The 22,316-nt window shown below is 42.1% G+C and carries 23 protein-coding genes, 1 riboswitch and 1 other annotated feature; of the genes, 17 read left to right on the top strand and 6 right to left on the bottom strand.

Annotation, left to right across the window (positions count from 1 at the left end; all coding sequences use genetic code 11):
• Positions 1-6 precede the first annotated feature (6 nt).
• The 4 genes from ACN076_RS09350 to ACN076_RS09335 form a co-directional block, all read right to left on the bottom strand.
• Positions 7-1,269 (bottom strand): nucleobase:cation symporter-2 family protein, encoded by a 1,263-nt coding sequence (locus ACN076_RS09350; protein WP_420789890.1) that lies wholly within the window; start codon positions 1,267-1,269, stop codon positions 7-9.
• Complete coding sequence (locus ACN076_RS09345) at positions 1,269-1,850, bottom strand: xanthine phosphoribosyltransferase (protein ID WP_314516994.1); 582 nt, start codon at positions 1,848-1,850, stop codon at positions 1,269-1,271. Before ACN076_RS09345 ends, ACN076_RS09350 begins: the two co-directional genes overlap by 1 nt.
• A 123-nt stretch (positions 1,851-1,973) precedes the next feature.
• A riboswitch (purine riboswitch) is annotated at positions 1,974-2,069 on the bottom strand.
• A 233-nt stretch (positions 2,070-2,302) separates the two neighbouring features.
• The gene (locus tag ACN076_RS09340) at positions 2,303-2,689 is read right to left on the bottom strand and encodes a bleomycin resistance protein (RefSeq protein ID WP_420789889.1); all 387 of its coding nucleotides are present in this window, start codon (positions 2,687-2,689) and stop codon (positions 2,303-2,305) included.
• Between the two features lie 11 nt (positions 2,690-2,700).
• The gene (locus tag ACN076_RS09335) at positions 2,701-3,528 is read right to left on the bottom strand and encodes an exodeoxyribonuclease III (RefSeq protein ID WP_125416971.1); all 828 of its coding nucleotides are present in this window, start codon (positions 3,526-3,528) and stop codon (positions 2,701-2,703) included.
• Positions 3,529-3,746: 218 nt separating this feature from the next.
• Between ACN076_RS09335 and ACN076_RS09330 the strand changes: the two genes are divergently transcribed.
• The 16 genes from ACN076_RS09330 (at position 3,747) to trpA (ending at position 19,383) form a co-directional block, all read left to right on the top strand.
• Entirely contained in the window at positions 3,747-4,646 is a 900-nt protein-coding gene (locus ACN076_RS09330) for a CPBP family intramembrane glutamic endopeptidase (RefSeq protein WP_420789888.1), read from the top strand.
• Positions 4,630-4,917 (top strand): autorepressor SdpR family transcription factor, encoded by a 288-nt coding sequence (locus ACN076_RS09325; protein ID WP_000006509.1) that lies wholly within the window; start codon positions 4,630-4,632, stop codon positions 4,915-4,917. The genes ACN076_RS09330 and ACN076_RS09325 overlap by 17 nt, the downstream gene beginning before the upstream one ends.
• Positions 4,898-5,539: an SdpI family protein gene (locus ACN076_RS09320; RefSeq protein WP_000694118.1), complete on the top strand. Its 642-nt coding sequence runs from the start codon at positions 4,898-4,900 to the stop codon at positions 5,537-5,539. Before ACN076_RS09325 ends, ACN076_RS09320 begins: the two co-directional genes overlap by 20 nt.
• Before the next feature lie 126 nt (positions 5,540-5,665).
• Positions 5,666-6,121 carry a DUF3290 family protein gene (locus ACN076_RS09315; RefSeq protein ID WP_000675332.1) on the top strand — a complete coding sequence of 152 codons (456 nt, stop codon included), beginning with the start codon at positions 5,666-5,668 and terminating at the stop codon, positions 6,119-6,121.
• Complete coding sequence (locus ACN076_RS09310; RefSeq protein ID WP_038806300.1) at positions 6,118-6,753, top strand: DUF421 domain-containing protein; 636 nt, start codon at positions 6,118-6,120, stop codon at positions 6,751-6,753. The genes ACN076_RS09315 and ACN076_RS09310 overlap by 4 nt, the downstream gene beginning before the upstream one ends.
• A 54-nt stretch (positions 6,754-6,807) precedes the next feature.
• Positions 6,808-8,553, top strand: coding sequence for an ABC transporter ATP-binding protein (locus tag ACN076_RS09305; RefSeq protein WP_420789887.1), 1,746 nt, complete (start codon positions 6,808-6,810; stop codon positions 8,551-8,553).
• Positions 8,543-10,285 (top strand): ABC transporter ATP-binding protein, encoded by a 1,743-nt coding sequence (locus tag ACN076_RS09300; protein WP_101776762.1) that lies wholly within the window; start codon positions 8,543-8,545, stop codon positions 10,283-10,285. The genes ACN076_RS09305 and ACN076_RS09300 overlap by 11 nt, the downstream gene beginning before the upstream one ends.
• A gap of 130 nt (positions 10,286-10,415) precedes the next feature.
• Complete coding sequence (locus ACN076_RS09295) at positions 10,416-11,108, top strand: sugar transferase (protein ID WP_101776763.1); 693 nt, start codon at positions 10,416-10,418, stop codon at positions 11,106-11,108.
• Between the two features lie 42 nt (positions 11,109-11,150).
• Complete coding sequence (locus ACN076_RS09290; RefSeq protein ID WP_420789886.1) at positions 11,151-12,380, top strand: DegT/DnrJ/EryC1/StrS family aminotransferase; 1,230 nt, start codon at positions 11,151-11,153, stop codon at positions 12,378-12,380.
• A gap of 34 nt (positions 12,381-12,414) precedes the next feature.
• Positions 12,415-12,645: a binding site (T-box leader), on the top strand.
• Between the two features lie 478 nt (positions 12,646-13,123).
• Entirely contained in the window at positions 13,124-14,485 is a 1,362-nt protein-coding gene (gene trpE, locus ACN076_RS09285; RefSeq protein ID WP_153193050.1) for an anthranilate synthase component I, read from the top strand.
• Positions 14,482-15,048, top strand: a complete 567-nt coding sequence (locus ACN076_RS09280) for an aminodeoxychorismate/anthranilate synthase component II (protein ID WP_153193052.1) — start codon at positions 14,482-14,484, stop codon at positions 15,046-15,048. The genes trpE and ACN076_RS09280 overlap by 4 nt, the downstream gene beginning before the upstream one ends.
• Positions 15,049-15,058: 10 nt before the next feature.
• Positions 15,059-16,063: an anthranilate phosphoribosyltransferase gene (gene trpD / locus ACN076_RS09275; RefSeq protein ID WP_033684824.1), complete on the top strand. Its 1,005-nt coding sequence runs from the start codon at positions 15,059-15,061 to the stop codon at positions 16,061-16,063.
• A complete protein-coding gene (gene trpC, locus ACN076_RS09270; RefSeq protein WP_024057632.1) occupies positions 16,060-16,827 on the top strand; it encodes an indole-3-glycerol phosphate synthase TrpC in 768 nt (255 codons plus the stop codon). Before trpD ends, trpC begins: the two co-directional genes overlap by 4 nt.
• A complete protein-coding gene (locus tag ACN076_RS09265) occupies positions 16,814-17,413 on the top strand; it encodes a phosphoribosylanthranilate isomerase (protein WP_020901643.1) in 600 nt (199 codons plus the stop codon). Before trpC ends, ACN076_RS09265 begins: the two co-directional genes overlap by 14 nt.
• Positions 17,391-18,614, top strand: coding sequence for a tryptophan synthase subunit beta (trpB, locus tag ACN076_RS09260; protein ID WP_004256047.1), 1,224 nt, complete (start codon positions 17,391-17,393; stop codon positions 18,612-18,614). The genes ACN076_RS09265 and trpB overlap by 23 nt, the downstream gene beginning before the upstream one ends.
• On the top strand, positions 18,607-19,383 hold the full coding sequence (trpA, locus tag ACN076_RS09255) for a tryptophan synthase subunit alpha (RefSeq protein ID WP_049516379.1): 777 nt from the start codon (positions 18,607-18,609) through the stop codon (positions 19,381-19,383). Before trpB ends, trpA begins: the two co-directional genes overlap by 8 nt.
• Here trpA and ACN076_RS09250 read toward each other — a convergent pair.
• A complete protein-coding gene (locus ACN076_RS09250) occupies positions 19,355-20,014 on the bottom strand; it encodes a prepilin peptidase (protein WP_024057881.1) in 660 nt (219 codons plus the stop codon). The genes trpA and ACN076_RS09250 overlap by 29 nt on opposite strands.
• A gap of 69 nt (positions 20,015-20,083) precedes the next feature.
• On the opposite strand from ACN076_RS09250, the gene ACN076_RS09245 reads away from it, so the two are divergent.
• Positions 20,084-20,539: a GNAT family N-acetyltransferase gene (locus ACN076_RS09245; protein ID WP_084927220.1), complete on the top strand. Its 456-nt coding sequence runs from the start codon at positions 20,084-20,086 to the stop codon at positions 20,537-20,539.
• A gap of 433 nt (positions 20,540-20,972) precedes the next feature.
• Here the strand turns inward: ACN076_RS09245 and ACN076_RS09240 are convergent, their stop codons facing one another.
• Entirely contained in the window at positions 20,973-22,118 is a 1,146-nt protein-coding gene (locus tag ACN076_RS09240) for a low temperature requirement protein A (RefSeq protein ID WP_084927219.1), read from the bottom strand.
• Between the last annotated feature and the right edge of the window lie 198 nt (positions 22,119-22,316).

The raw sequence follows: 22,316 nt of genomic DNA, 5'->3' as shown, positions 1-22,316 counted from the left end.
TTTTTCTTATTTCTTTTTATGATTTAATACGGCATTGAGGACAATAGCAAGTAGGCTGGCTACGACGATTCCGTTTGAGAAGAACATTTGGAAGGCTGTCGGCATGCTGACAAAGAGATTACTATTGTTGAGTCCGACACCTGCAGCGATGGAGACTGCTGCTATAAGGAAGTTATGTTCATTGTTAGCAAAGTCAACACGGGCGAGGATTTGCATCCCTTGAATAGACACAAAACCAAACATCACCAGCATGGCACCACCGAGGACAGGACTCGGAATGATTTGGGCAAGGGCGCCAAACTTAGGAAGGAGTCCAAGGAGGACGAGGAAACCAGCTGCGTAGTAGATTGGCAGGCGAGTCTTGATACCTGATAATTTAACCAAACCAACGTTTTGTGAAAATCCGGTGTAAGGGAAGGTGTTAAAGATTCCTCCGAGAAGTACAGCTAAACCTTCTGCGCGGGATCCGTTGCGAAGGCGCGTGCTGTCGATTGGATCCTTTGTGATGTCAGACAAGGCTAGATAAACACCAGTCGACTCAACCATAGACACCGTTGCGATGATACACATCATGACAATAGATGAGATTTCAAAGGTTGGCATCCCAAAGTAGAGTGGAGTTGGGACATGGACAAGTGGTGCTGCCGCAACAGGAGAGAAATCAACCAAGCCCATGCTAGCAGCAATGGCAGTTCCAACAACCAAACCAATCAAAATAGAGATAGACTTGATAAATCCTTTGGTAAAGATGTTGATCAAGAGGATAATCAGAACAGTGATAGCTGCAAGCAAGAGACTTTGACCAGTTGGCTCTGGAACGTTATTTCCCATATTTCCAATAGCGACAGGAATCAAGGTTAAACCAATCGTAGTAATAACAGATCCTGTTACGATAGATGGGAAGAGATTGGCAACTTTTGAGAAGATGCCTGAAACAAGAACCACGTAAATCCCTGATGCGATAAGGGCACCAAACATAGCACCACTACCATGGCTTTGCCCAATCATAATCAAAGGAGCGACCGACTGGAAAGCAACTCCGAGAACGACTGGGAGTCCAATTCCAAAGTATTTGTTGAGTTGGAGTTGGAGGAAGGTTGCTACCCCACACATGAAGATATCAGTGGAAATCAGGTAGGTCAACTGCTCAGCTGAATAGCCAAGAGCTGTCGCAATCATGATGGGAACCAGGATGGATCCTGAGTACATGGCTAGTAAGTGCTGCAAGCCAAGAACGGCTGCTTGCGAGTGTTTTTCTTGAGTTTGCATTAGAGATCTGCCTCCTTAAATACGACTTGACCATTTTCAAAACGATCCAAACGAGCGAGTGATAGGACAGGATAGCCTGCTTTTTCAAGCAAATCACGGCCATCTTGGAAGGATTTTTCAATTACAATACCGATAGCTTCGACTGTGGCACCAGCTTGTTCGATGATTTGAATCAAGCCTTTGGCAGCTTGGCCATTAGCAAGAAAATCGTCGATAATCAAAACCTTGTCCTCTGATGAGAGGAATTTTTCAGCGATAGAAACGGTGCTGGTCACTTGCTTGGTAAAGGAGTAAACTTGGGCAGTTAAGATACCTTCGTTCATAGTGATGTTCTTAGCTTTTTTAGCAAAAATCATGGGAACGTTTAAGGCTTCAGCTGTAAAAACGGCTGGGGCAATACCTGACGCTTCAATGGTCACGACCTTGGTAATGCCAGCAGCAGCGAATTTTTCCGCAAAAACCTTACCAATCTCTCGCATCAAGCTAAAGTCAACTTGGTGGGTTAAAAAGGAATCCACCTTGAGGATGTTGTCACCCAAGATATGCCCATCCTTGAGGATGCGCTCTTCTAGTAATTTCATAAGACCTCCTAAAGTCTAAAAGCTAATCCATTTGCTTGTTTATAGTTTCTAGCAAGAAATAGAAAAAGGACCTACTTAATATCTAAGTAAGTCCCCAAAATAGGCATGGCAAAAACGACCATACCTCACTTCTGACTTACTTATTGTTAGGTGTTCCGGCACCTTGTAGAAACGTCGTGCCAATTCACGACATAAACAAGTAAAATGATATTCAATTTCAAATAGGCTTGAGCTAATGTTTTTATTTTACACTAAATAACTTTAGAAATCAAATGTTTTGTTAGTGTTTTGGTTTGAAAAACGAACAAATATAATAAAAATGGGCAAAAATTAACTTATTGGCTAACATTTAGAAGGTTTTTCCATCATAAAAGGGCATATTATTAGGTTTTTAAACACCTGACAATATGCCTCTTTCTAAGTTTAAAGACTTTTTCCCAATCTTTATTATTCTACTCGCTAAATCTTAAAAAATAGCCATCTGGATCCAAAACTGCAAATTCATGAGGATATATAAAGCTATCTCCTACTCGAAATTCTCTTTTTGTCAGGGGACGATGGATAGGATAGTCAGCTTCCAGCAGTTTTTGGTGGAGCTGAGGAACATCCTTTATGCCAAAGGAGATATTGACTCCACGACCAAATGGGTAGGTCAGTTCAACTAATTCATCCTTTGTTCCCTCCTCTAACATTAGCTGGCAGTCTTCAAGCGAGAGGAAGAGAAATTTCTCCTCTGGACGCTCGTATTCGACAGAGAATCCTAGCAGGTCGCAGTAGAAGTGGCGTGATTTTTCGATGTCAGATACTACAAATTCAGGAATGACAGCTTGATAGTCCATTCGTTTTCTCCTTAGAGTTCAATCTCCAAGACAATCGGTGTATGGTCTTGGCGAGCACCTGAATCAATCATGTCGGACTTGGTCACCTTGTCAGCAATGCGGTTACTTGTGAGCCAGTAGTCGATTCTCCAGCCTGTATTGTTGATTTTAGAAGTCTTGCTGCGCTGTGCCCACCAAGTGTAGCGTTCTGGAACATCGCCGTGAACATGACGGAAAGTATCGGTAAATCCAGTTGCCAAGAGGTTGGTAAATCCAGCACGTTCCTCGTCTGTAAATCCTGGTGAACGGCGGTTGCTGGCAGGATTTGCAAGGTCGATTTCATTGTGGGCTACATTGTAGTCACCGGTTGCAAGGACTGGTTTTTCTTTGTCTAGTTGAGCCAAGTATTCAGCATATTTGACATCCCAGACTTGGCGTTCTTCCAAGCGTTTGAGGCCATCGCCAGCGTTTGGAGTGTAAACTTGCGTTACGAAAAAATCATCAAATTCTAGCGTGATGATACGGCCTTCCAAGTCCATGGTAGAAGGGGCACCGATTTCTGGGAAAGTGACAGTGGGTGTGAGTTCTTTCTTATAAAGGAACATGGTTCCAGCATAGCCTTTACGGGCAGGTTCTTGAGAAGAGCGCCACGTGTTTTCGTAGCCTGGGAAGAGTTCTTCTAAAATTTCCAAGTGTTTCTTTGTAGGCCCTTTGGCAGAAAGCTTGGTTTCTTGGATAGCAATGATATCAGCATTTTCTGCCACAAGGGTTTGTAGGACTTCTTGGGACAATTTGGCACGAGCTGAGTCACTGGTTAGGGCAGCATTGAGGGAATCAATATTCCATGAGATAAGTTTCATAAAGTTACCTTTTTCATTCAGATTATAGATTTTATTATACCAAAAAAAGGTCTATTTCCCCAACGTATGGTTTGAAAATTACTCTTTAGACTTTATCCTGAGAAAATAAAAATTCCCTAAACTATTTAGAAAAAAATCTAAATAGTTATTGTATTTAGAATGGAAAGGTGTATAATGTTATTTAGAAAAACATCTAAATAGAAAGTGACGTTACATATATGTCAAATAAGAGAACAATCCTTCTTTTTGTGGTCTTGGCTTATACCCTTGCTTGGATAATATGGTTGTCACTATGGCTAAGTGGTGTTGCTCTAAATTCTCCATGGAGTCAACTTGCTAGTATTGTAGCCATGTGGATGCCTGCGCTTGCAGTCTTTCTCTTAGGGAAAATCACGAATCAACCTAGTGGAATCAAATCTAAATTAGTCGTGAATCTCAAGAGGAACTGGCGCTTTTACTTACTAGCTATCTGGTTACCAGCAGTTATCAGTTTTTTAGGAGCGGGACTTTATTTTCTTGTATTCCCTAGCAATTTCAGCCTTGGTTTTGAATCTATTCAAGCCATCTTACAAGAAAAAGGTGTCTCTCAATCAACCATTCCCTTATCTTTCTTGGCCTTGATTCAAACCTTAGCTAGTTTGACCTACGCTCCTTTTCTTAATAGTTTCTTTGCATTGGGGGAGGAAATTGGTTGGCGTGGCTATCTTTACCCAGCTCTAAGAGGACGCTTTTCAATAGTCCAGACTCATGTCTTGCTTGCTCTCATTTGGAGTCTATGGCATTTACCAATCAATTTACAAGGCTATAATTATGGAATATCTTATTTTGCTTATCCTGTTTTGGGAGTTGTCGCCATGTTTCTATTTTGTTTTAGCCTAGGAATATTGTTAAGCTGGTTGTTGGAAAAGACAGGCTCTATCTGGGCTTCAGCCCTATTTCATGGGGCAATCAATGCAACTGCAGGTCTTGGGTTACTATTTCAATTACCAGGAGAAAAAGTTTCAATCCTCTTGATTTTAGGCCCATCACCGACCGGAATGCTATCAGTTCTACCTTGCTTATTCCTAGCCCTACTAATATTACAAAGGGAAAGGAGTCATTATGAGTTTTGCAAATAGTTTTAAAGCCTTATCTCATCCAGTTAGGAGAGAGATTTTAAATTTACTCAAAGCAGGTAGATTATCTGCTGGAGAAATTGCCAGTCAATTCGAGTTGACAGGTGCAACTATTTCACACCATCTCACGATTTTGAAAGCAGCGGATTTGATTCATGAAATGAAAGAAAAAAACTTTATTTATTATGAGTTAAATACATCGGTTTTAGAGGATATAATGGTTTGGTTAGCAGATCTGAAAGGAGATCATTTTGATGAAGATAAAAATCAATAAGAAATTGGTATTATTTACGAGCATTCTCATCCTACTACCTTCCCTTGTAGGTTGTGTTTTCTGGAATCAATTACCAGAGGAGATACCCACTCATTTTAATCTACTGGGTCAAGCAGATGGCTACAATCATAAAATGTTTGCTATCTTTGGATTACCTACTCTCATGCTTTTGATGCATTGGTTGCTTCTATTTTTAATGATTAAGGATCCTAAATCTAGCAATATCAGTTCAAAAATACAAGTTTTGATTTACTGGATTATTCCTTTTGTATCTTGTCTATTAATGATTTCTATCTTCGGAGAATCTTTGGGTTATTCCATGATGAGTGGGCTACTAGCTCAGATTTTTATGGGAGTCGTTATGATCGTAATTGGAAATTATCTACCAAAAACACACCGAAATTATATAATCGGTATTCGACTTCCGTGGACCTTGGAGAGTGATAAAAACTGGAGAAAAACACATCGATTAGCTGGAAAAATTTGGGTGTTAGGAGGATTGTTATTGTTTCTAAATTCCTTTGTTCAAATATATGTTTACTGGGTGTTTTTCTTGACACTTCTACTTGTGGTGTTGATGCCTGGTGTTTATTCATATCAATTATCAAAATCAGAATCTTGAAATAGCTACTGGAGTCATTAGTTTGAGAAGTTGGTCTGATAAGTCTATTTCCCCAACGTATGGCTTGAAAAATCACTCTCTTTCGTTTATAATTAAGAATGATTTTATGAAAGGGAGTGAAAATAAATGAAATTTTACTCATATGACTATGTACTTAGCCAAATCAGTCAGCAAAATGGCATCATGATTGGCTTTGGAATTGTTCTCCTAGCTATCACAGGATTTTTTGCTTTTAAAGCCTATCGAGATAAAAAGGGGACTAAGTTTCGGGAATTGGTCATGATTTTGGCCTTGACCTTGGTGGCCATGCTTTTGGTGACAATCTCAAAATACCAGACCAATCAAGCCTCTAACAACCAATTTCAAACTTCACTTCATTTCATAGAGGTTGTTTCCAAAGACTTGGGGGTGGATAAATCAGAAGTTTACGTTAATACTTCAGCTGCCACTGATGGAGCGCTTGTCAAGGTAGGTCCAAATTTCTACCGCGCCATGAACGGGAGCCAACCAGACAAGTATCTTTTAGAGAAATTAGAATTGAATCAAACAGACGCTATTGAATTGGTGGAGGTAAACAAATGACACTCAACTATATGGAAATTTTAATCAAACTGGCCTTGGGTCTTTTCTCTCTTGTTTTTGTTATTAATGTGACAGGAAAGGGGAATCTAGCACCTAACTCTGCTACAGACCAAATTCAGAACTATGTTCTTGGTGGTATCATCGGTGGGGTAATTTACAATAGTTCAATCAGTATCCTGCAATACGCAGTGATTCTGATGATGTGGACGATTTTGGTTTTGACCCTCAAGTGGCTTAATAACAATGTTCGTTTTGTCAAACGCTTGATTGATGGTAAACCGACTCTGCTCATCAAAAATGGGCAGATTGACCCAGAAGCCTGTCGTTCAGTTGGTTTGTCTGCGGCAGAAGTTGCTCTCAAACTTCGTAGCCAAGGAATTTTCCAGATGAAGCAAGTCAAATGCGCTGTGCAGGAGCAAAATGGCCAACTCATCGTGGTCCAAATGGGAGATGAAAATCCTAAGTATCCAGTTGTGACTGACGGTGTGATACAAGTCGATGTTTTGGAGTCGATTGGTCGTAGCGAAGAGTGGCTGCTTGATAACCTCAACAAGCAAGGACATGACAATGTAGCTAATATCTTTATCGCTGAGTATGACAAGGGTGCCGTTACAGTCGTAACCTATGAATAAGAAAAACCTGGGGTCTTGGCCTCAGGTTTCTATTTGCAATCAGAAAGGGATTTTATGTCCATTATTCAAAAACTTTGGTGGTTTTTCAAGTTAGAAAAACGCCGTTATCTAGTCGGAATCGTGGCCCTGGTCTTGGTTTCCGTCCTTAACCTCATTCCCCCAATGGTTATGGGGCGGGTCATTGATGCCATTACATCGGGGCAATTAACCCAGCAGGACTTGCTTTTGAACCTCCTTTATCTGCTTCTTGCAGCTTTGGGTATGTACTATCTACGCTATGTTTGGCGCATGTATATCCTTGGGACTTCCTATCGTCTGGGGCAGATTATGCGGTCTCGCTTGTTTGAGCATTTCACAAAAATGTCTCCAGCTTTTTATCAAACCTATCGGACGGGAGACCTGATGGCACACGCTACCAATGATATAAATGCCTTGACTCGTCTGGCAGGTGGCGGAGTCATGTCTGCTGTGGATGCCTCTATCACGGCGCTGGTGACCTTGTTGACCATGCTCTTTAGCATTTCGTGGCAAATGACCCTAGTTGCCATTTTACCCTTACCTTTCATGGCTTATGCGACCAGTCGTCTAGGGAGAAAGACCCATAAGGCCTTTAGCGAATCGCAAACCGCTTTTTCCGAACTCAATAACAAGGTACAGGAGTCCGTATCAGGTATCAAAGTGACCAAGTCTTTCGGTTACCAGGCGGACGAGTTGAAGTCCTTTCAGGCAGTCAATGAATTGACCTTCCAGAAGAACCTGCAAACCATGAAATACGATAGTCTCTTTGACCCTATGGTTCTCTTGTTTGTTGGTTCCTCCTATGTTTTAACCCTTTTGGTCGGTTCCTTGATGGTTCAGGAGGGGCAGATTACGGTTGGAAATCTGGTTACCTTTATCAGCTACTTGGATATGCTGGTTTGGCCTCTTATGGCTATTGGTTTCCTCTTTAATATTACTCAGCGAGGGAAGGTGTCCTATCAGCGGATTGAGGAACTTTTGTCTCAGGAATCACCTGTACAAGATCCTGAGTTTCCTCTGGACGGTATTGAAAATGGACGCTTGGAGTACGATATTGATAGTTTTGCCTTTGAAAATGAGAAAACACTGACGGATATTCACTTTAGTTTGGAAAAAGGGGAAACTCTTGGCTTGGTCGGACAGACAGGCTCTGGGAAAACATCCTTGATTAAGCTCCTCTTGCGTGAATACGATGTGGATAAGGGAGCCATTTACCTAAACAGTCATGATATTCGGGATTATCGTCTGACAGACCTTCGCAGTCTCATGGGCTATGTTCCTCAGGACCAGTTCCTCTTTGCGACCTCTATCTTAGACAATATCCGCTTCGGCAATCCTAATTTGTCCCTTTCGGTGGTCGAGGAAGCGACAAAGCTAGCTCAAGTTTACCAAGATATTGTGGACATGCCTCAGGGATTTGATACGCTGATCGGTGAAAAGGGAGTCAGTCTCTCAGGTGGTCAAAAGCAACGTCTGGCCATGAGTCGGGCCATGATTTTAGACCCTGATATCTTGATTTTAGATGATTCCTTGTCGGCCGTGGATGCCAAGACAGAGTATGCCATTATTGACAATCTAAAGGAAACGCGAAAGGACAAGACAACCATCATCACGGCCCATCGCCTCAGTGCTGTTGTCCATGCAGATTTGATTTTAGTTCTGCAAAATGGTCAAATTATCGAACGGGGTCCGCATGAAGACCTGCTAGCCATGGATGGCTGGTATGCCCAGACCTACCAGTCTCAGCAGTTGGAAATGAAAGGAGAAGAAGATGCAGAATAAACAAGAACAATGGGCTGTATTGAAGCGCTTGATGTCCTATCTCAAGCCCTATGGACTCCTGACCTTTTTGGCACTCAGTTTTCTCCTAGCGACTACGGTCATTAAAAGCGTCATTCCCCTTGTGGCTTCCCACTTTATCGACCAGTATCTCAGCAATCTCAATCAACTCGCTGTGGCCGTTTTGCTGGTCTACTATGGCCTTTATATCCTACAAACTATGGTTCAGTATGTCGGTAATCTTCTCTTTGCACGGGTGTCCTACAGTATTGTTAGAGATATTCGTCGGGATGCCTTTGCCAATATGGAAAAACTGGGCATGTCCTATTTTGACAAGACGCCAGCAGGCTCTATCGTCTCTCGTTTGACAAATGATACCGAGACCATCAGCGATATGTTTTCAGGGATTTTGTCCAGCTTTATCTCAGCAGTTTTTATTTTTCTGACAACCCTTTATACCATGTTGGTGTTGGATTTTCGTTTGACAGCATTAGTATTGCTCTTTCTCCCCTTGATTTTCCTTTTGGTCAATCTCTATCGGAAAAAATCAGTGAAAATCATTGAAAAAACCAGAAGTCTCTTGTCTGATATCAATAGCAAGCTTGCTGAAAATATCGAAGGAATCAGGATTATCCAGGCCTTTAATCAAGAGAAGCGCCTGCAAGCAGAATTTGATGAAATCAACCAAGAACACTTGGTCTATGCCAACCGTTCTGTAGCCTTGGATGCCCTCTTTTTGCGTCCTGCCATGAGTTTGCTGAAACTCTTAGGTTATGCTGTCTTGATGGCCTATTTTGGCTACCGTGGTCTTTCTATCGGAATAACAGCTGGAACCATGTATGCCTTTATCCAGTATATCAATCGTCTCTTTGACCCTTTGATTGAGGTGACGCAAAACTTTTCAACTCTTCAAACCTCTGTGGTTTCTGCAGGCCGTGTCTTTGCCTTGATCGATGAGAGGACCTATGAGCCCCTTCAAGAAGATGGGCAGACTGAGGTCACAGAAGGCAATATTCGGTTTGAACATGTATGTTTCTCATATGATGGCAAGCACCCGATTCTGGATGATATTTCTTTTTCTGTTAAGAAGGGTGAAACCATTGCCTTTGTGGGTCATACAGGTTCTGGAAAATCGTCTATTATCAATGTCCTCATGCGCTTTTATGAATTTCAGTCAGGCCTAGTTCTCTTGGATGATGTGGATATTAGGAACTACAGTCAGGAAGAACTGAGAAAAAATATTGGCCTGGTCTTGCAGGAACCCTTCCTCTATCATGGAACCATTAAGTCCAATATCGCCATGTACCAAGAGATCAGTGATGACCAGGTCCAGGCTGCAGCAGCATTCGTGGATGCAGATTCCTTTATTCAAGAACTTCCTCAGGGTTATGATTCCCCTGTTTCTGAGCGTGGTTCGAGCTTCTCTACTGGTCAGCGTCAGCTTCTTGCCTTTGCCAGAACAGTCGCCAGTCAGCCTAAAATTCTGATTTTGGATGAAGCGACAGCCAATATTGACTCTGAAACAGAAAGTCTGGTTCAAGCTTCACTAGCTAAGATGAGACAGGGACGAACAACCATTGCCATTGCCCACCGTCTTTCTACTATCCAAGACGCCAACTGTATCTATGTTTTGGACAAGGGGCGCATTATCGAGAGTGGCACTCATGAGGAACTCTTGGCTCTGGGAGGAACCTATCACAAGATGTATAGTTTGCAGGCAGGGGCCATGTCCTAATACTCTTTGATTTTCATTGAGTGTAAGAAGGAAATCCTTCAAATTACAGATTTCTTTCACCGCCTTTTCCATTTTGTGGTATAATGAAAAATGTTGACAAATAGTATAATAAAAACAAAGGAGAAACAGCATGCTGAAATGGGAAGACTTGCCCGTGGAAATGAAATCAAGCGAGGTTGAGTCTTACTACCAGCTTGTCTCTAAAAGGAAGGGTTCGCTGATTTTCAAGCGTTGTTTGGACTGGGTTTTGGCCTTGGTTGTACTGGTTCTGACCTCTCCCATCTTTCTCATTTTGAGCATTTGGATCAAGTTGGATAGCAAGGGGCCAGTGATTTACAAGCAAGAGCGCGTGACCCAGTATAACCGTCGGTTCAAGATTTGGAAGTTCCGTACCATGGTGACGGATGCGGACAAAAAAGGAAGTTTGGTGACTTCTGCTAACGATAGTCGCATTACCAAGGTTGGCAATTTCATCCGCCGTGTGCGTTTGGACGAACTGCCTCAGCTGGTCAATGTCCTTAAAGGCGAAATGTCCTTTGTCGGTACACGACCTGAAGTGCCACGCTACACAGAACAGTATAGCCCTGAAATGATGGCAACCTTGCTTTTGCCAGCAGGGATTACCTCTCCGGCTAGTATCAACTATAAGGATGAGGACACTATTATCAGTCAAATGACCGAAAAAGGCCTGTCAGTTGACCAAGCCTATGTCGAACACGTCCTTCCTGAAAAGATGCGCTATAACCTCGACTATCTCCGAGAGTTTAGTTTCCTTGGAGACATCAAAATCATGTTTCAAACCGTTTTTGAAGTGCTAAAATAAAGTAGTCATGAGAGAATGAGTACAGATAAAAGGAGCAAATCAATGCCAAATTACAATATTCCATTTTCATCACCCGATATTACGGAAGCAGAAATTGCTGAAGTAGCGGATACCCTGCGTTCTGGTTGGATCACAACAGGTCCTAAGACAAAAGAACTAGAGCGCCGCTTGTCTCAATATACACAGACGCCTAAGACTGTCTGTCTTAACTCTGCAACTGCCGCGCTTGAGTTGATTTTGCGTGTTTTGGAAGTGGGTCCTGGAGATGAAGTCATCGTTCCAGCTATGACTTATACAGCTTCATGTAGTGTCATCACTCACGTAGGAGCGACCCCTGTCATGGTGGATATTCAAGCAGATACTTTTGAGATGGATTATGACTTGCTGGAGCAAGCTATCACTGAGAAAACTAAGGTGATCATCCCAGTAGAGCTTGCAGGGATTGTTTGCGACTACGACCGTTTGTTCCAAGTTGTGGAGAAAAAACGTGATCTCTTTACTGCTTCAAGCAAGTGGCAAAAGGCCTTTAACCGTATTGTGATTGTCTCTGACAGTGCTCACGCTTTGGGATCAACTTACAAGGGTCAACCGGCTGGTTCTATCGCTGACTTCACATCCTTCTCATTCCATGCTGTTAAGAACTTTACAACGGCAGAAGGTGGAAGTGCCACTTGGAAAACCAATCCAGCGATTGATGACGAAGAAATGTACAAGGAATTCCAAATTCTTTCCCTTCACGGACAAACTAAGGATGCTCTTGCTAAGATGCAACTGGGCTCTTGGGAATACGATATCGTCACACCAGCCTACAAGTGCAATATGACTGATATCATGGCTTCCCTTGGTTTGGTACAGTTGGACCGCTATCCAAGTTTGTTACAACGTCGTAAGGACATTGTGGACCGCTATAATCGTGGTTTTGCAGGTTCTCGCATCCGTCCATTGGCACACAAGACTGAAACTGTAGAATCTTCACGCCACCTCTACATCACCCATGTAGAAGGAGCAAGCTTAGAAGAACGTAATCTTATCATCCAAGAATTGGCCAAAGCAGGAATTGCAAGTAACGTCCACTACAAACCACTTCCGCTCTTGACAGCCTATAAGAATCTTGGCTTTGATATGGCGAATTATCCTAAGGCTTATGCCTTCTTTGAAAATGAAATCACGCTCCCTCTTCATACTAAACTAAGCGATGAAGAAGTGGACTATATCATTGAGACTTTCAAAACAGTTTCTGAAAAAGTACTAGCTTCATCAAAAAAATTGTAAAAAAGTCTTGACAAAGAAAAAACAAAGTATTAAAATAAATTCAACAAATCAGAAAAGTAACTATTTTTGATCTTCAGGGAGCCTGTGGTGATTGTGAACAGGTGGTTGGGAGTAGTGAAAGTGGGCTGATTTTAAAAATGAATTTGAAACAATGAAAATTCGGTGCGCACACCTTACAGTGCAACTTGTTGTTAGACAAGGCAGAGATGTAAAGGGGATAGTCCCTTTATAATTGAGGTGGCACCGCGTTACCAACGCCCTCACACGGAAGTATATTCTGTGTGTGGGCTTTTTTCGTAACATGATAGCGATAGAAAGTGGAAATATTCCAACTATCAAGGAAAAAAGCTATTAAAGGTATACCGAAATGAAAATCTCATTATCAATGTCTCTGGTCGTGGAGACAAGGATGTAGCTGCTATTGCAGACTACCTTGAAGCTAAAAAATAAGAGATGGAAAAATTACAGTCTTTTCTCTCACAGAGAGCTTGTGGTTACTGGAAACAAGCAGAGAAAGCTGTAAGGTTGGGTCCATCTGAAACGAGAGAAGAAAACATAATTCTCAAGGGAGTGCCCTTTATCGCACAGCCTGTTACAGGAGGTTTCTGAGACAGGAATGAGAGATAGGAGAAATCCTATAATTGAGGTGGCACCGCGAATTTCGTCCTCACGCAAGTTATTTTGCGTGGGGATTTTTCATACAGTCGTCACGAACTAGAATTAGAACTGAAAGGGAAAATACAATGGAACGAATCATTCATGGAGATGTCTTATCACCAATCTTGGCTTATATGCGCCTAAAGGGGCAACACAAGGTTATTTTAGAAAGTATTCCGAGAGACAAGGAAACAGCTCGTTTTTCTATCCTAGCCTATAATCCTGTTTTTGAGATTAAGTTTGAAAATGGGGTCCTTTATCAAAATGGGCAAGTGATTGATCGTGATCCCTTGGATTGTCTTTATGAAGTGACTCATAAGAGCCAACACCATTCAGACCTCCCTTTTGGTGGGGGAGCCATTGGATTTGTTGGCTACGATATGATTTCGCTTTATGAAGAAATTGGTCAAATCCCTCAAGATACAATTGGGACTCCAGACATGCATTTCTTTGTCTATGAGAGTTACATGGTCTTTGACCACAAGAAGGAAAAAATTCATGTCATCGAGGATGCTCTCTATAGTGAGCGTAGTCAAGAAGACTTGGAAAAAGCCTTAAACCAAGTGCTTGAGGAATTACGCATCCCTGCTCCAAATGAATTTGAAGACTTGGATCTATCTCCGTTAGACTTCAAACCGCATATCGCTCCTCAAAAATTTGAGGAAATGGTGGAAACAGCTCGTGACTTGATTCGTAATGGCGACATGTTCCAGTGCGTACTCAGTCAGCGCTTCTCAGCAGAAGTTACTGGAAATCCATTTGACTTCTACAGAAATCTCCGCGTGACTAATCCATCCAATTACCTCTATTTCTATGATTTTGGGGATTATCAAATCATCGGTGCCAGTCCAGAAAGTTTAGTTTCAGTTAAAAATGGCATCGTGACAACCAATCCGATTGCAGGTACGCGACCAAGAGGAGCTACGGATGAAGAAGACAAGGCTTTGGCGACAGACCTGCTTTCGGATGAGAAGGAAACAGCAGAGCATCGAATGTTAGTAGACTTGGGTCGTAATGATATTGGTCGCATCTCTGAAACGGCCAGTGTCCAAGTCACTAAGTATATGGAAGTGGAGCTCTTCCGCTATGTCATGCATTTGACCAGTGTGGTCAAGGGGCGTTTGCTTTCAGAACTCACTGCCATGGATGCCTTGAAATCAACACTTCCTGCTGGAACCGTTTCTGGAGCACCAAAGATTCGAGCTATGAGACGCATTTATGAACTGGAAACGGAAAAACGTGGCGTATACGCAGGAGCAATCGGCTACTTGTCTGCGACGGGTGATATGGATTTCGCCATTGCCATCCGAACGATGATTCTCAAAAATCAAACAGCCTATGTTCAGGCTGGGGCAGGGATTGTCTACGACTCCATCGCCCAAAACGAATACCAAGAAACCATTAACAAGGCTAAATCTATGACTAGAATTGGAGAACTAAGACCATGATTTTATTGATTGACAACTATGATTCTTTTACCTATAACTTGGCGCAGTACATTGGGAATTTTGCAGAAGTTCAGGTTTTGAGAAATGATGATCCCAAGCTGTATGAAGAAGCTGAAAAAGCAGATGGTCTGGTTTTTTCGCCTGGTCCTGGTTGGCCAGTTGATGCCGGAAAGATGGAAGACATGATTCGTGACTTTGCTGGCAAGAAGCCGATTCTTGGGATTTGTTTGGGGCACCAAGCCATTGCAGAAGTCTTTGGTGGTAAGTTAGGTTTGGCTCCAAAAGTCATGCATGGGAAACAGAGCAATATCAGCTTTGAAGCGCCATCTATTTTGTATCAAGGTATCGAGGATGGCCGTGCGGTCATGCGTTACCACAGTATTTTAATTGAAGAAATGCCAGAAAACTTTGAAGTGACAGCTCGTTCGACTGATGACCAAGCCATCATGGGGATTCAACACAAAACACTTCCAATTTATGGCTTCCAGTACCATCCAGAAAGCATTGGAACGCCAGATGGATTGTCTTCTATTCGGAATTTTATCGAAAAGGTTGTAAAGTGAGGAAACTAGGATGAAAGAGATTATTGAAAAACTAGCAAAATTTGAAAATTTATCAGGTGTGGAAATGACGGATGTCATTGAGCGTATCGTAACTGGCCGTGTAACGGAGGCGCAGATTGCTTCTCTCCTTTTGGCTCTTAAGATGAAGGGGGAAACACCTGAGGAACGCACAGCCATTGCCCAAGTCATGAGAGGACATGCCCAACATATTCCAACTGAGATTCATGATGCCATGGACAACTGTGGTACAGGTGGGGACAAGTCTTTCAGCTTTAACATCTCCACAACTGCAGCCTTTGTCTTGGCTGGTGGTGGTGTTCACATGGCAAAACACGGTAATCGCTCGATTTCTTCTAAATCTGGTTCTGCAGATGTCCTCGAAGCCTTAGGCATCAACCTAGACCTCAAACCAGCTGAATTAGGTAAGGTCTTTGATAAAACTGGTATCGTCTTTCTCTTTGCTAAAAATATGCACCCAGCAATGAAATACATCATGCCAGCTCGTTTGGAATTGGGAATTCCAACAATCATGAACTTGACTGGTCCTCTGATTCACCCAATGACTTTGGAAACACAGCTTCTTGGTATTAGTCGTCCAGAACTTCTAGAAAGTACAGCTCAGGTTTTGAAAAATATGGGTCGCAAACGTGCTATAGTGGTTGCTGGTCCAGAAGGATTGGACGAAGCTGGTTTGAATGGAACAACCAAGATTGCCCTTCTTGAAAATGGCGAAATCACCTTGTCAAGCTTTACTCCAGAAGATCTAGGGATGGAACGCTACGCTATCGAAGATATTCGTGGAGGCAACGCTCAGGAAAATGCAGAAATTTTGCTCAGAGTTCTTAAAAATGAACCAAGTCCATTCTTGGAAACGACAGTTTTAAATGCTGGTCTTGGTTTCTATGCTAATGGCAAGGTAGCTAGCATCAAGGATGGAGTTGCCTTGGCCCGCGAAGTCATTGCTAGTGGCAAGGCCCTTGAAAAACTCAGACTGTTACAGGAGTACCAAAAATGAGTCAGGAATTTTTAGCACGAATTTTGGAGCAGAAGGCGCGTGAGGTCGAGCAGATGGAGCTGGAGGAAATCCAGCCCCTGCGCCAGACCTATCGTTTAGCTGACTATCTAAAACAACATCAAGACCGTTTACAGGTAATCGCAGAAGTCAAGAAGGCTAGCCCTAGTCTGGGAGATATCAATCTAGATGTGGATATTGTGCAACAGGCTCAGACTTATGAAGAAAACGGCGCAGTGATGATTTCTGTTCTGACAGATGAGGTTTTCTTTAAAGGGCATTTGGATTATCTGCGGGAGATTTCCAGTCAGGTAGAGATTCCGACGCTCAACAAGGACTTTATCATCGATGAAAAGCAAATCATCCGTGCTCGCAATGCTGGTGCGACAGTTATCTTACTCATTGTCGCTGCCTTGTCAGAAGAACGTGTCAAGGAACTCTATGACTACGCGACAGAGCTTGGTCTGGAAGTCTTGGTGGAGACTCACAATCTAGCTGAACTAGAAGTGGCCCACAGGCTTGGTGCTGAGATTATTGGGGTTAATAACCGCAACTTGACCACCTTTGAGGTCGACTTGCAGACCAGTGTAGATTTGGCTAAACATTTCAAAGATGATTGCTTGTACATTTCTGAATCTGCTATTTTCACAGGGCAGGATGCGGAACGAGTAGCACCATACTTTAACGGAATTTTGGTAGGGACAGCTCTTATGCAGGCAGAAGATGTAGCCCAGAGAATCAAGGAGTTGCAGATTGACAAAGGTTAAAATTTGCGGATTATCTACCAAAGAAGCGGTGGAAACAGCTGTTTCAGCAGGAGCAGACTACATCGGTTTTGTCTTCGCACCTAGTAAAAGACAGGTGACCTTGGATCAGGCTACTGAGCTGGCAAAGCCCATTCCTGCTAATGTTAAGAAGGTTGGCGTATTTGTTTCACCAAGTCGGGCAGAATTGCTAGAAGCGATTGAAAAAGTTGGCTTGGACTTGGTTCAAGTTCACAGTCAGGTGGCAGATGATTTGTTTGAGAATTTGCCTTGTGCCAGTATTCAGGCTGTGCAGGTAGATGGAGAGGGTCATGTACCCAATTCTCAGGCAGATTATCTCCTCTTTGATGCCCCTGTGGCTGGGAGTGGCCAGACCTTTGATTGGGGTCAACTGAATACGATTGGACTAACTCAGCCTTTCTTTATCGCAGGTGGGCTTAATGAAGACAATGTCGTAAAAGCAATTCAACATTTTACTCCCTATGCAGTCGATGTATCGAGCGGAGTGGAGACAGATGGACAAAAAGATCAGGAAAAGATTAGAAGATTTATAGAGAGGGTAAAGAATGGCATATCAAGAACCAAATAAAGATGGATTTTACGGAAAATTCGGTGGACGTTTTGTCCCAGAAACATTGATGACAGCAGTTTTGGAGTTGGAAAAGGCTTATCGTGAAAGTCAGGCAGACCCAAGTTTCCAAGAGGAATTAAACCAACTTTTGCGCCAGTATGTGGGGCGTGAAACTCCTCTTTACTACGCAAAAAACTTGACCCAGCATATCGGCGGAGCCAAGATTTATCTTAAACGTGAAGACCTTAACCATACAGGGGCCCACAAGATTAACAATGCCTTGGGACAAGTTCTTCTGGCTAAACGCATGGGTAAAAAGAAAATTATCGCTGAAACAGGTGCTGGTCAGCACGGTGTGGCAACTGCAACTGCTGCAGCCCTCTTTAACATGGAATGTACTATCTACATGGGTGAGGAAGATGTCAAACGCCAAGCCCTCAATGTGTTCCGTATGGAGCTTTTGGGAGCTAAGGTTGAGGCAGTGACAGACGGTTCGCGCGTGCTCAAGGATGCGGTCAATGCAGCCCTTCGTTCATGGGTAGCTAATATTGATGATACCCACTATATCCTTGGTTCTGCCTTGGGGCCTCATCCATTCCCAGAAATCGTTCGTGACTTCCAAAGTGTTATTGGTCGAGAAGCTAAACAACAGTACCGTGACTTGACAGGTAAAAATCTACCAGATGCCTTAGTAGCCTGTGTTGGTGGTGGTTCTAATGCCATCGGTCTCTTCCATCCATTTGTAGAAGATGAATCAGTAGCTATGTATGGAGCTGAAGCAGCAGGACTTGGTGTGGATACAGAGCATCACGCAGCTACCTTGACCAAGGGTCGTCCGGGTGTCCTTCACGGTTCCCTCATGGATGTGCTCCAAGATGCCCATGGTCAAATTCTTGAAGCCTTCTCGATCTCAGCAGGTTTGGACTATCCTGGTATCGGTCCAGAGCATTCTCACTACCACGATATCAAACGTGCCAGCTATGTTCCTGTGACAGACGAAGAGGCCTTGGAAGGATTCCAACTCTTGTCTCGTGTGGAAGGGATTATCCCAGCCTTGGAATCTAGCCATGCGATCGCCTTTGCAGTGAAATTGGCCAAAGAACTTGGACCAGAAAAGTCTATGATTGTCTGTCTATCAGGTCGTGGGGACAAGGATGTGGTTCAAGTCAAAGACCGCTTGGAAGCAGATGCAGTAAAGAAGGGAGAAACTTATGCCTAAGACACTAACAGAAAAATTAAACGCTATAAAAGCAGCTGGAAAAGGAATTTTCGTTCCCTATATCATGGCTGGAGACCATGAGAAAGGTTTGGATGGACTCGGAGAAACAATTCACTTTTTAGAAGATTTGGGTGTTTCGGCTATTGAAGTTGGTATTCCCTTTTCAGACCCTGTTGCAGATGGACCTGTTATCGAAGAAGCTGGCTTGCGCAGTTTAGCCCACGGGACCTCTACCCAGGCTTTGGTTGAAACATTGAAAACCATTGAAACAGAGGTTTCACTTGTCATCATGACCTACTTCAACCCCCTCTTTCAGTACGGTGTGGAGAACTTTGTCAAAGATTTGGCAGATACAGCGGTTAAGGGCTTGATCATTCCAGACCTTCCTCATGAGCATGCCAATTTTGTGGAGCCTTATTTGGCAGATACAGACATCGCTTTGATTCCCCTAGTTAGTTTGACAACAGGACTTGAGCGTCAAAAAGAGTTGATTGAAGGAGCAGAAGGATTCGTCTATGCGGTTGCCATCAATGGGGTGACAGGGAAATCAGGCAATTACCGTGCAGACTTGGACAAGCACTTGGCACAACTGCATCAAGTAGCCGATATCCCAGTCTTGACAGGTTTTGGCGTATCTAGTCAAGCCGATGTAGAACGCTTCAATGCGGTATCAGATGGCGTTATCGTCGGTTCAAAAATCGTAAAAGCTCTCCACCAAGGAGAGCCGATTCAGGACTTTATCAGACAAGCAGTAGCTTACCAAAAATAATCACACAAGTAGCAAGTAAGAGGAAAGGCACAAAAGGAAGTCTTTCCTTTTTCTTTTGTAGGAGAAAGGCTAGAATTCCCATCGCAGAAGCAGACTGAATCAAGATCAGTAACTCCGTTACACTAAAGACGAGAGCGCAAGAAGCTAAAAAGAGGAAATCCCCTGCGCCCATGCGAATATTGATAAAATGAGCCACAATTCCAAGGACAAGGAAGAAGACCATGACCAGATTCCAGCCAGATCCGGCCATTAGGATTAGGTGGAAAGTCATCCAGACTAGTAAGGGATATTCCTGATGGCGAAAGTCGTAGATGCCCAAGGTCAAACCAGCGGTGATTAGGACGACTTGCCCCAAGGAAAGCAATTCCCAAGACCAAGCCAGAAAGAGGAGTCCTAAGCCCAATTCAAAAAGGGCATACCAGACAGGATATGTAGCCTTGCAGTAGCGACAGCGAAAGCGATTGAAGACCTGTGAGAGAATCGGAATCAAATCTAAGGGACGCAAGCGAGTCTGACAGGAATCGCAGTGACTAGCAGGTTGGATAATGGATTGCTCTGGAAAACGGTCAATGACCAAACCAAGAAAAGAAGCGAGAATGCTCCCGACAAGAAAAAAATAAAAATCAATCATACTTATCTATTCGTAAAAAATGGGAGAAGTAGTATAATGGAGAAACATAGATAAGATGGTGAGGCAAAGATGATAATTCGTTTTGAAGAAAATGTGAGCACAGAAAATGCTCAGCTCGTATGCCAATGGTCCAACTCCCTGGGGAAAGATTTTCAGGAACAATGGATGGGACCAAAGATTCCTTTTCCACTGACCCTTCAAGTCTTGCAAGAGTTGGAAGGAATCTTTTCAATCTTTGAAGGACAAGAGTTTGTGGGGGTTATCCAGAAAATCAGGCAAGAAGACAGCAATCTTCATATTGGACGCTTTTTTATCAATCCCCAGAAACAGGGACAAGGCTTAGGTAGGCAGGCTTTAAGGAAATTTGTTAGTTTGGTCTTTGAAAATGGAGACATAGGTAGTATTTCTTTAAATGTCCTCGAAGCAAATCAAGCAGCCCAGCACCTTTATCAAAAAGAAGGATTTGAAATCGTTCAAATGGTTGAAGCACCTGTACGAAAATACATCATGAAAAAGGGGAGATAGGCGTTTAATTACAAATATAAAGAAAGCGAACAAAAATATTGCTTAACTTATCCATTGTTGACCAAAAGTAGAAGAGATATACAAAAAAGCCTTGATTCCAAGGCTTTTCCTGTTGTATTTAGATGCCCCCTACATGGATTTGTAAGAACTTTTCATATTGAAAATAAACAAAAATGTTGAAATATAGCTGATTTTAGGGAAATACTTTTAGGTGTTTTCAATGTCAGGATTTAAAAATGGGGCAAAAGTGGGGCAAAAACGAATGACTCGTATTTGGTTTGAAAACCTATAATACCTAATGATTATGCTATTCTAGATATATAGTTTTGTTATAAATAAATGTCAGTGCGAGTTCAAATCGGAGGATAAAATGGAAAAACAAATTAATGAAAAAAAGCCTTGGTTCCCAAAGCTTTTTAATGTTATAAACTCATTAAAATAACTCCCAGTTAGATTTGGAATATTTTTTATTCTGTGTCATATAAAAATAAATAAAATGAATGGCTATAGCTAGAGCTAAAATGGTTGTTATACTCACTACTATTATAGGATTAGAAGCAAAGATTAAAGAGAGAATAAAGGCAGCCAGATAGAGTGTCGCTTGGACACAGTAGTAACTTTTCGAATAGCGAAGATAGTGTTTGTTATAGGGCCCATTTACTAGGACAGCAGCTTGAAAGAGGCCAAATCCGATATAAGAGAAGCTGGTTGCAAAGAGACGATTAGCTTCAGGATTCTGAAGAAAACTCATCGATACAGTCATCATCATAAGTCCAATGAAAATAGGATAGTGACTGTAAATTAGAAATAGTCCCTTTTGATTAGATTTTTCATCAATAGCATGGTCGAATTGACCAAAATAAAACAAGAACAGAGAAATCATAATAATGAGATAAAGAACCGAATAAATCGAGAAATTCTCGATTGTAAAGAAGTTAGCTAGATTCGTAATCATCTCTCCAAACGTAATAATGACAAGAAGGGAGATGCGCTCGATTAAATGGGGGAGATTTACCTGGTAATGCTTATCTTTATTAAGCAAGATACTTGGCATAATAAAGATAAACAGAATACTAGCAAAGAAGATATAGACTCTAACGTAAATAGGAAGAAGAGCTGCTAGATAGACTCCTAAACTTCCTAGACCTGTTATCCATAGAAAACCTTTGATACTTTCCCGTTCAACATCATCGGTTGATTTTCTAAAAAATTCAACCAAATATTGAAAAAATAAGGTAAGGGTTAATGTACCAATAGCCCAACAGAGATAATGAAAATATTGTTGCCAATCAGGTCCAATCATATTGGCTATAAAGAGTAAAAGTCCCATTTTGATAAACATGATTACCATGTTAAATAAAGAGTTCTTTCCATAGCGATTGGTATAATCGGTTTGAATCATCCAGGAATCGATGAGAACCAAAATAGCAATGAAAAAATCAAGGAAAGAATTCCAAGTCAAAATACCGTTATGAAGATGGTCGATTAAAGTAGTTACTTTTGAAATTGCAAAAACAAAAACTAAGTCATAAAAAAGTTCTGAAAATTCTACACGTTTATGTTTAATAAGAGTTGTCATCTTAAGACCTTTCTATTTTAGAAGTACAATTTATTATAACAGAAAATGGTAATGAGAGAAAAGGAGATGCTTAAATAACTTTATGTGGCGCTAATGAACTGCGCCACAAAAGTTAGGTTTTTTCTGTCCAACTTTTGGGGTCAGTACAGAAGGGCCGCTTTTTCTATCGTTTTTAGTGCTAAGACTACACAAAAAAGC

Origin of the sequence: Streptococcus sp. K0074, from assembly GCF_048843365.1 — a bacterium.
GTDB lineage: Bacteria > Bacillota > Bacilli > Lactobacillales > Streptococcaceae > Streptococcus > Streptococcus mitis_BM.
Note: the sequence above shows the minus strand (reverse complement) of the source record. Positions and strands in the feature narration are given on the sequence as shown.

Coding starts and splice junctions, on each gene's coding strand:
- ACN076_RS09350 (WP_420789890.1), bottom strand. CDS start 1,269: ATGCAAACTCAAGAAAAACACTCGCAAGCAGCCGTTCTTGGCTTGCAG.
- ACN076_RS09345 (WP_314516994.1), bottom strand. CDS start 1,850: ATGAAATTACTAGAAGAGCGCATCCTCAAGGATGGGCATATCTTGGGT.
- ACN076_RS09340 (WP_420789889.1), bottom strand. CDS start 2,689: ATGGACTATCAAGCTGTCATTCCTGAATTTGTAGTATCTGACATCGAA.
- ACN076_RS09335 (WP_125416971.1), bottom strand. CDS start 3,528: ATGAAACTTATCTCATGGAATATTGATTCCCTCAATGCTGCCCTAACC.
- ACN076_RS09330 (WP_420789888.1), top strand. CDS start 3,747: ATGTCAAATAAGAGAACAATCCTTCTTTTTGTGGTCTTGGCTTATACC.
- ACN076_RS09325 (WP_000006509.1), top strand. CDS start 4,630: ATGAGTTTTGCAAATAGTTTTAAAGCCTTATCTCATCCAGTTAGGAGA.
- ACN076_RS09320 (WP_000694118.1), top strand. CDS start 4,898: ATGAAGATAAAAATCAATAAGAAATTGGTATTATTTACGAGCATTCTC.
- ACN076_RS09315 (WP_000675332.1), top strand. CDS start 5,666: ATGAAATTTTACTCATATGACTATGTACTTAGCCAAATCAGTCAGCAA.
- ACN076_RS09310 (WP_038806300.1), top strand. CDS start 6,118: ATGACACTCAACTATATGGAAATTTTAATCAAACTGGCCTTGGGTCTT.
- ACN076_RS09305 (WP_420789887.1), top strand. CDS start 6,808: ATGTCCATTATTCAAAAACTTTGGTGGTTTTTCAAGTTAGAAAAACGC.
- ACN076_RS09300 (WP_101776762.1), top strand. CDS start 8,543: ATGCAGAATAAACAAGAACAATGGGCTGTATTGAAGCGCTTGATGTCC.
- ACN076_RS09295 (WP_101776763.1), top strand. CDS start 10,416: ATGCTGAAATGGGAAGACTTGCCCGTGGAAATGAAATCAAGCGAGGTT.
- ACN076_RS09290 (WP_420789886.1), top strand. CDS start 11,151: ATGCCAAATTACAATATTCCATTTTCATCACCCGATATTACGGAAGCA.
- trpE (WP_153193050.1), top strand. CDS start 13,124: ATGGAACGAATCATTCATGGAGATGTCTTATCACCAATCTTGGCTTAT.
- ACN076_RS09280 (WP_153193052.1), top strand. CDS start 14,482: ATGATTTTATTGATTGACAACTATGATTCTTTTACCTATAACTTGGCG.
- trpD (WP_033684824.1), top strand. CDS start 15,059: ATGAAAGAGATTATTGAAAAACTAGCAAAATTTGAAAATTTATCAGGT.
- trpC (WP_024057632.1), top strand. CDS start 16,060: ATGAGTCAGGAATTTTTAGCACGAATTTTGGAGCAGAAGGCGCGTGAG.
- trpB (WP_004256047.1), top strand. CDS start 17,391: ATGGCATATCAAGAACCAAATAAAGATGGATTTTACGGAAAATTCGGT.
- trpA (WP_049516379.1), top strand. CDS start 18,607: ATGCCTAAGACACTAACAGAAAAATTAAACGCTATAAAAGCAGCTGGA.
- ACN076_RS09250 (WP_024057881.1), bottom strand. CDS start 20,014: ATGATTGATTTTTATTTTTTTCTTGTCGGGAGCATTCTCGCTTCTTTT.
- ACN076_RS09245 (WP_084927220.1), top strand. CDS start 20,084: ATGATAATTCGTTTTGAAGAAAATGTGAGCACAGAAAATGCTCAGCTC.
- ACN076_RS09240 (WP_084927219.1), bottom strand. CDS start 22,118: ATGACAACTCTTATTAAACATAAACGTGTAGAATTTTCAGAACTTTTT.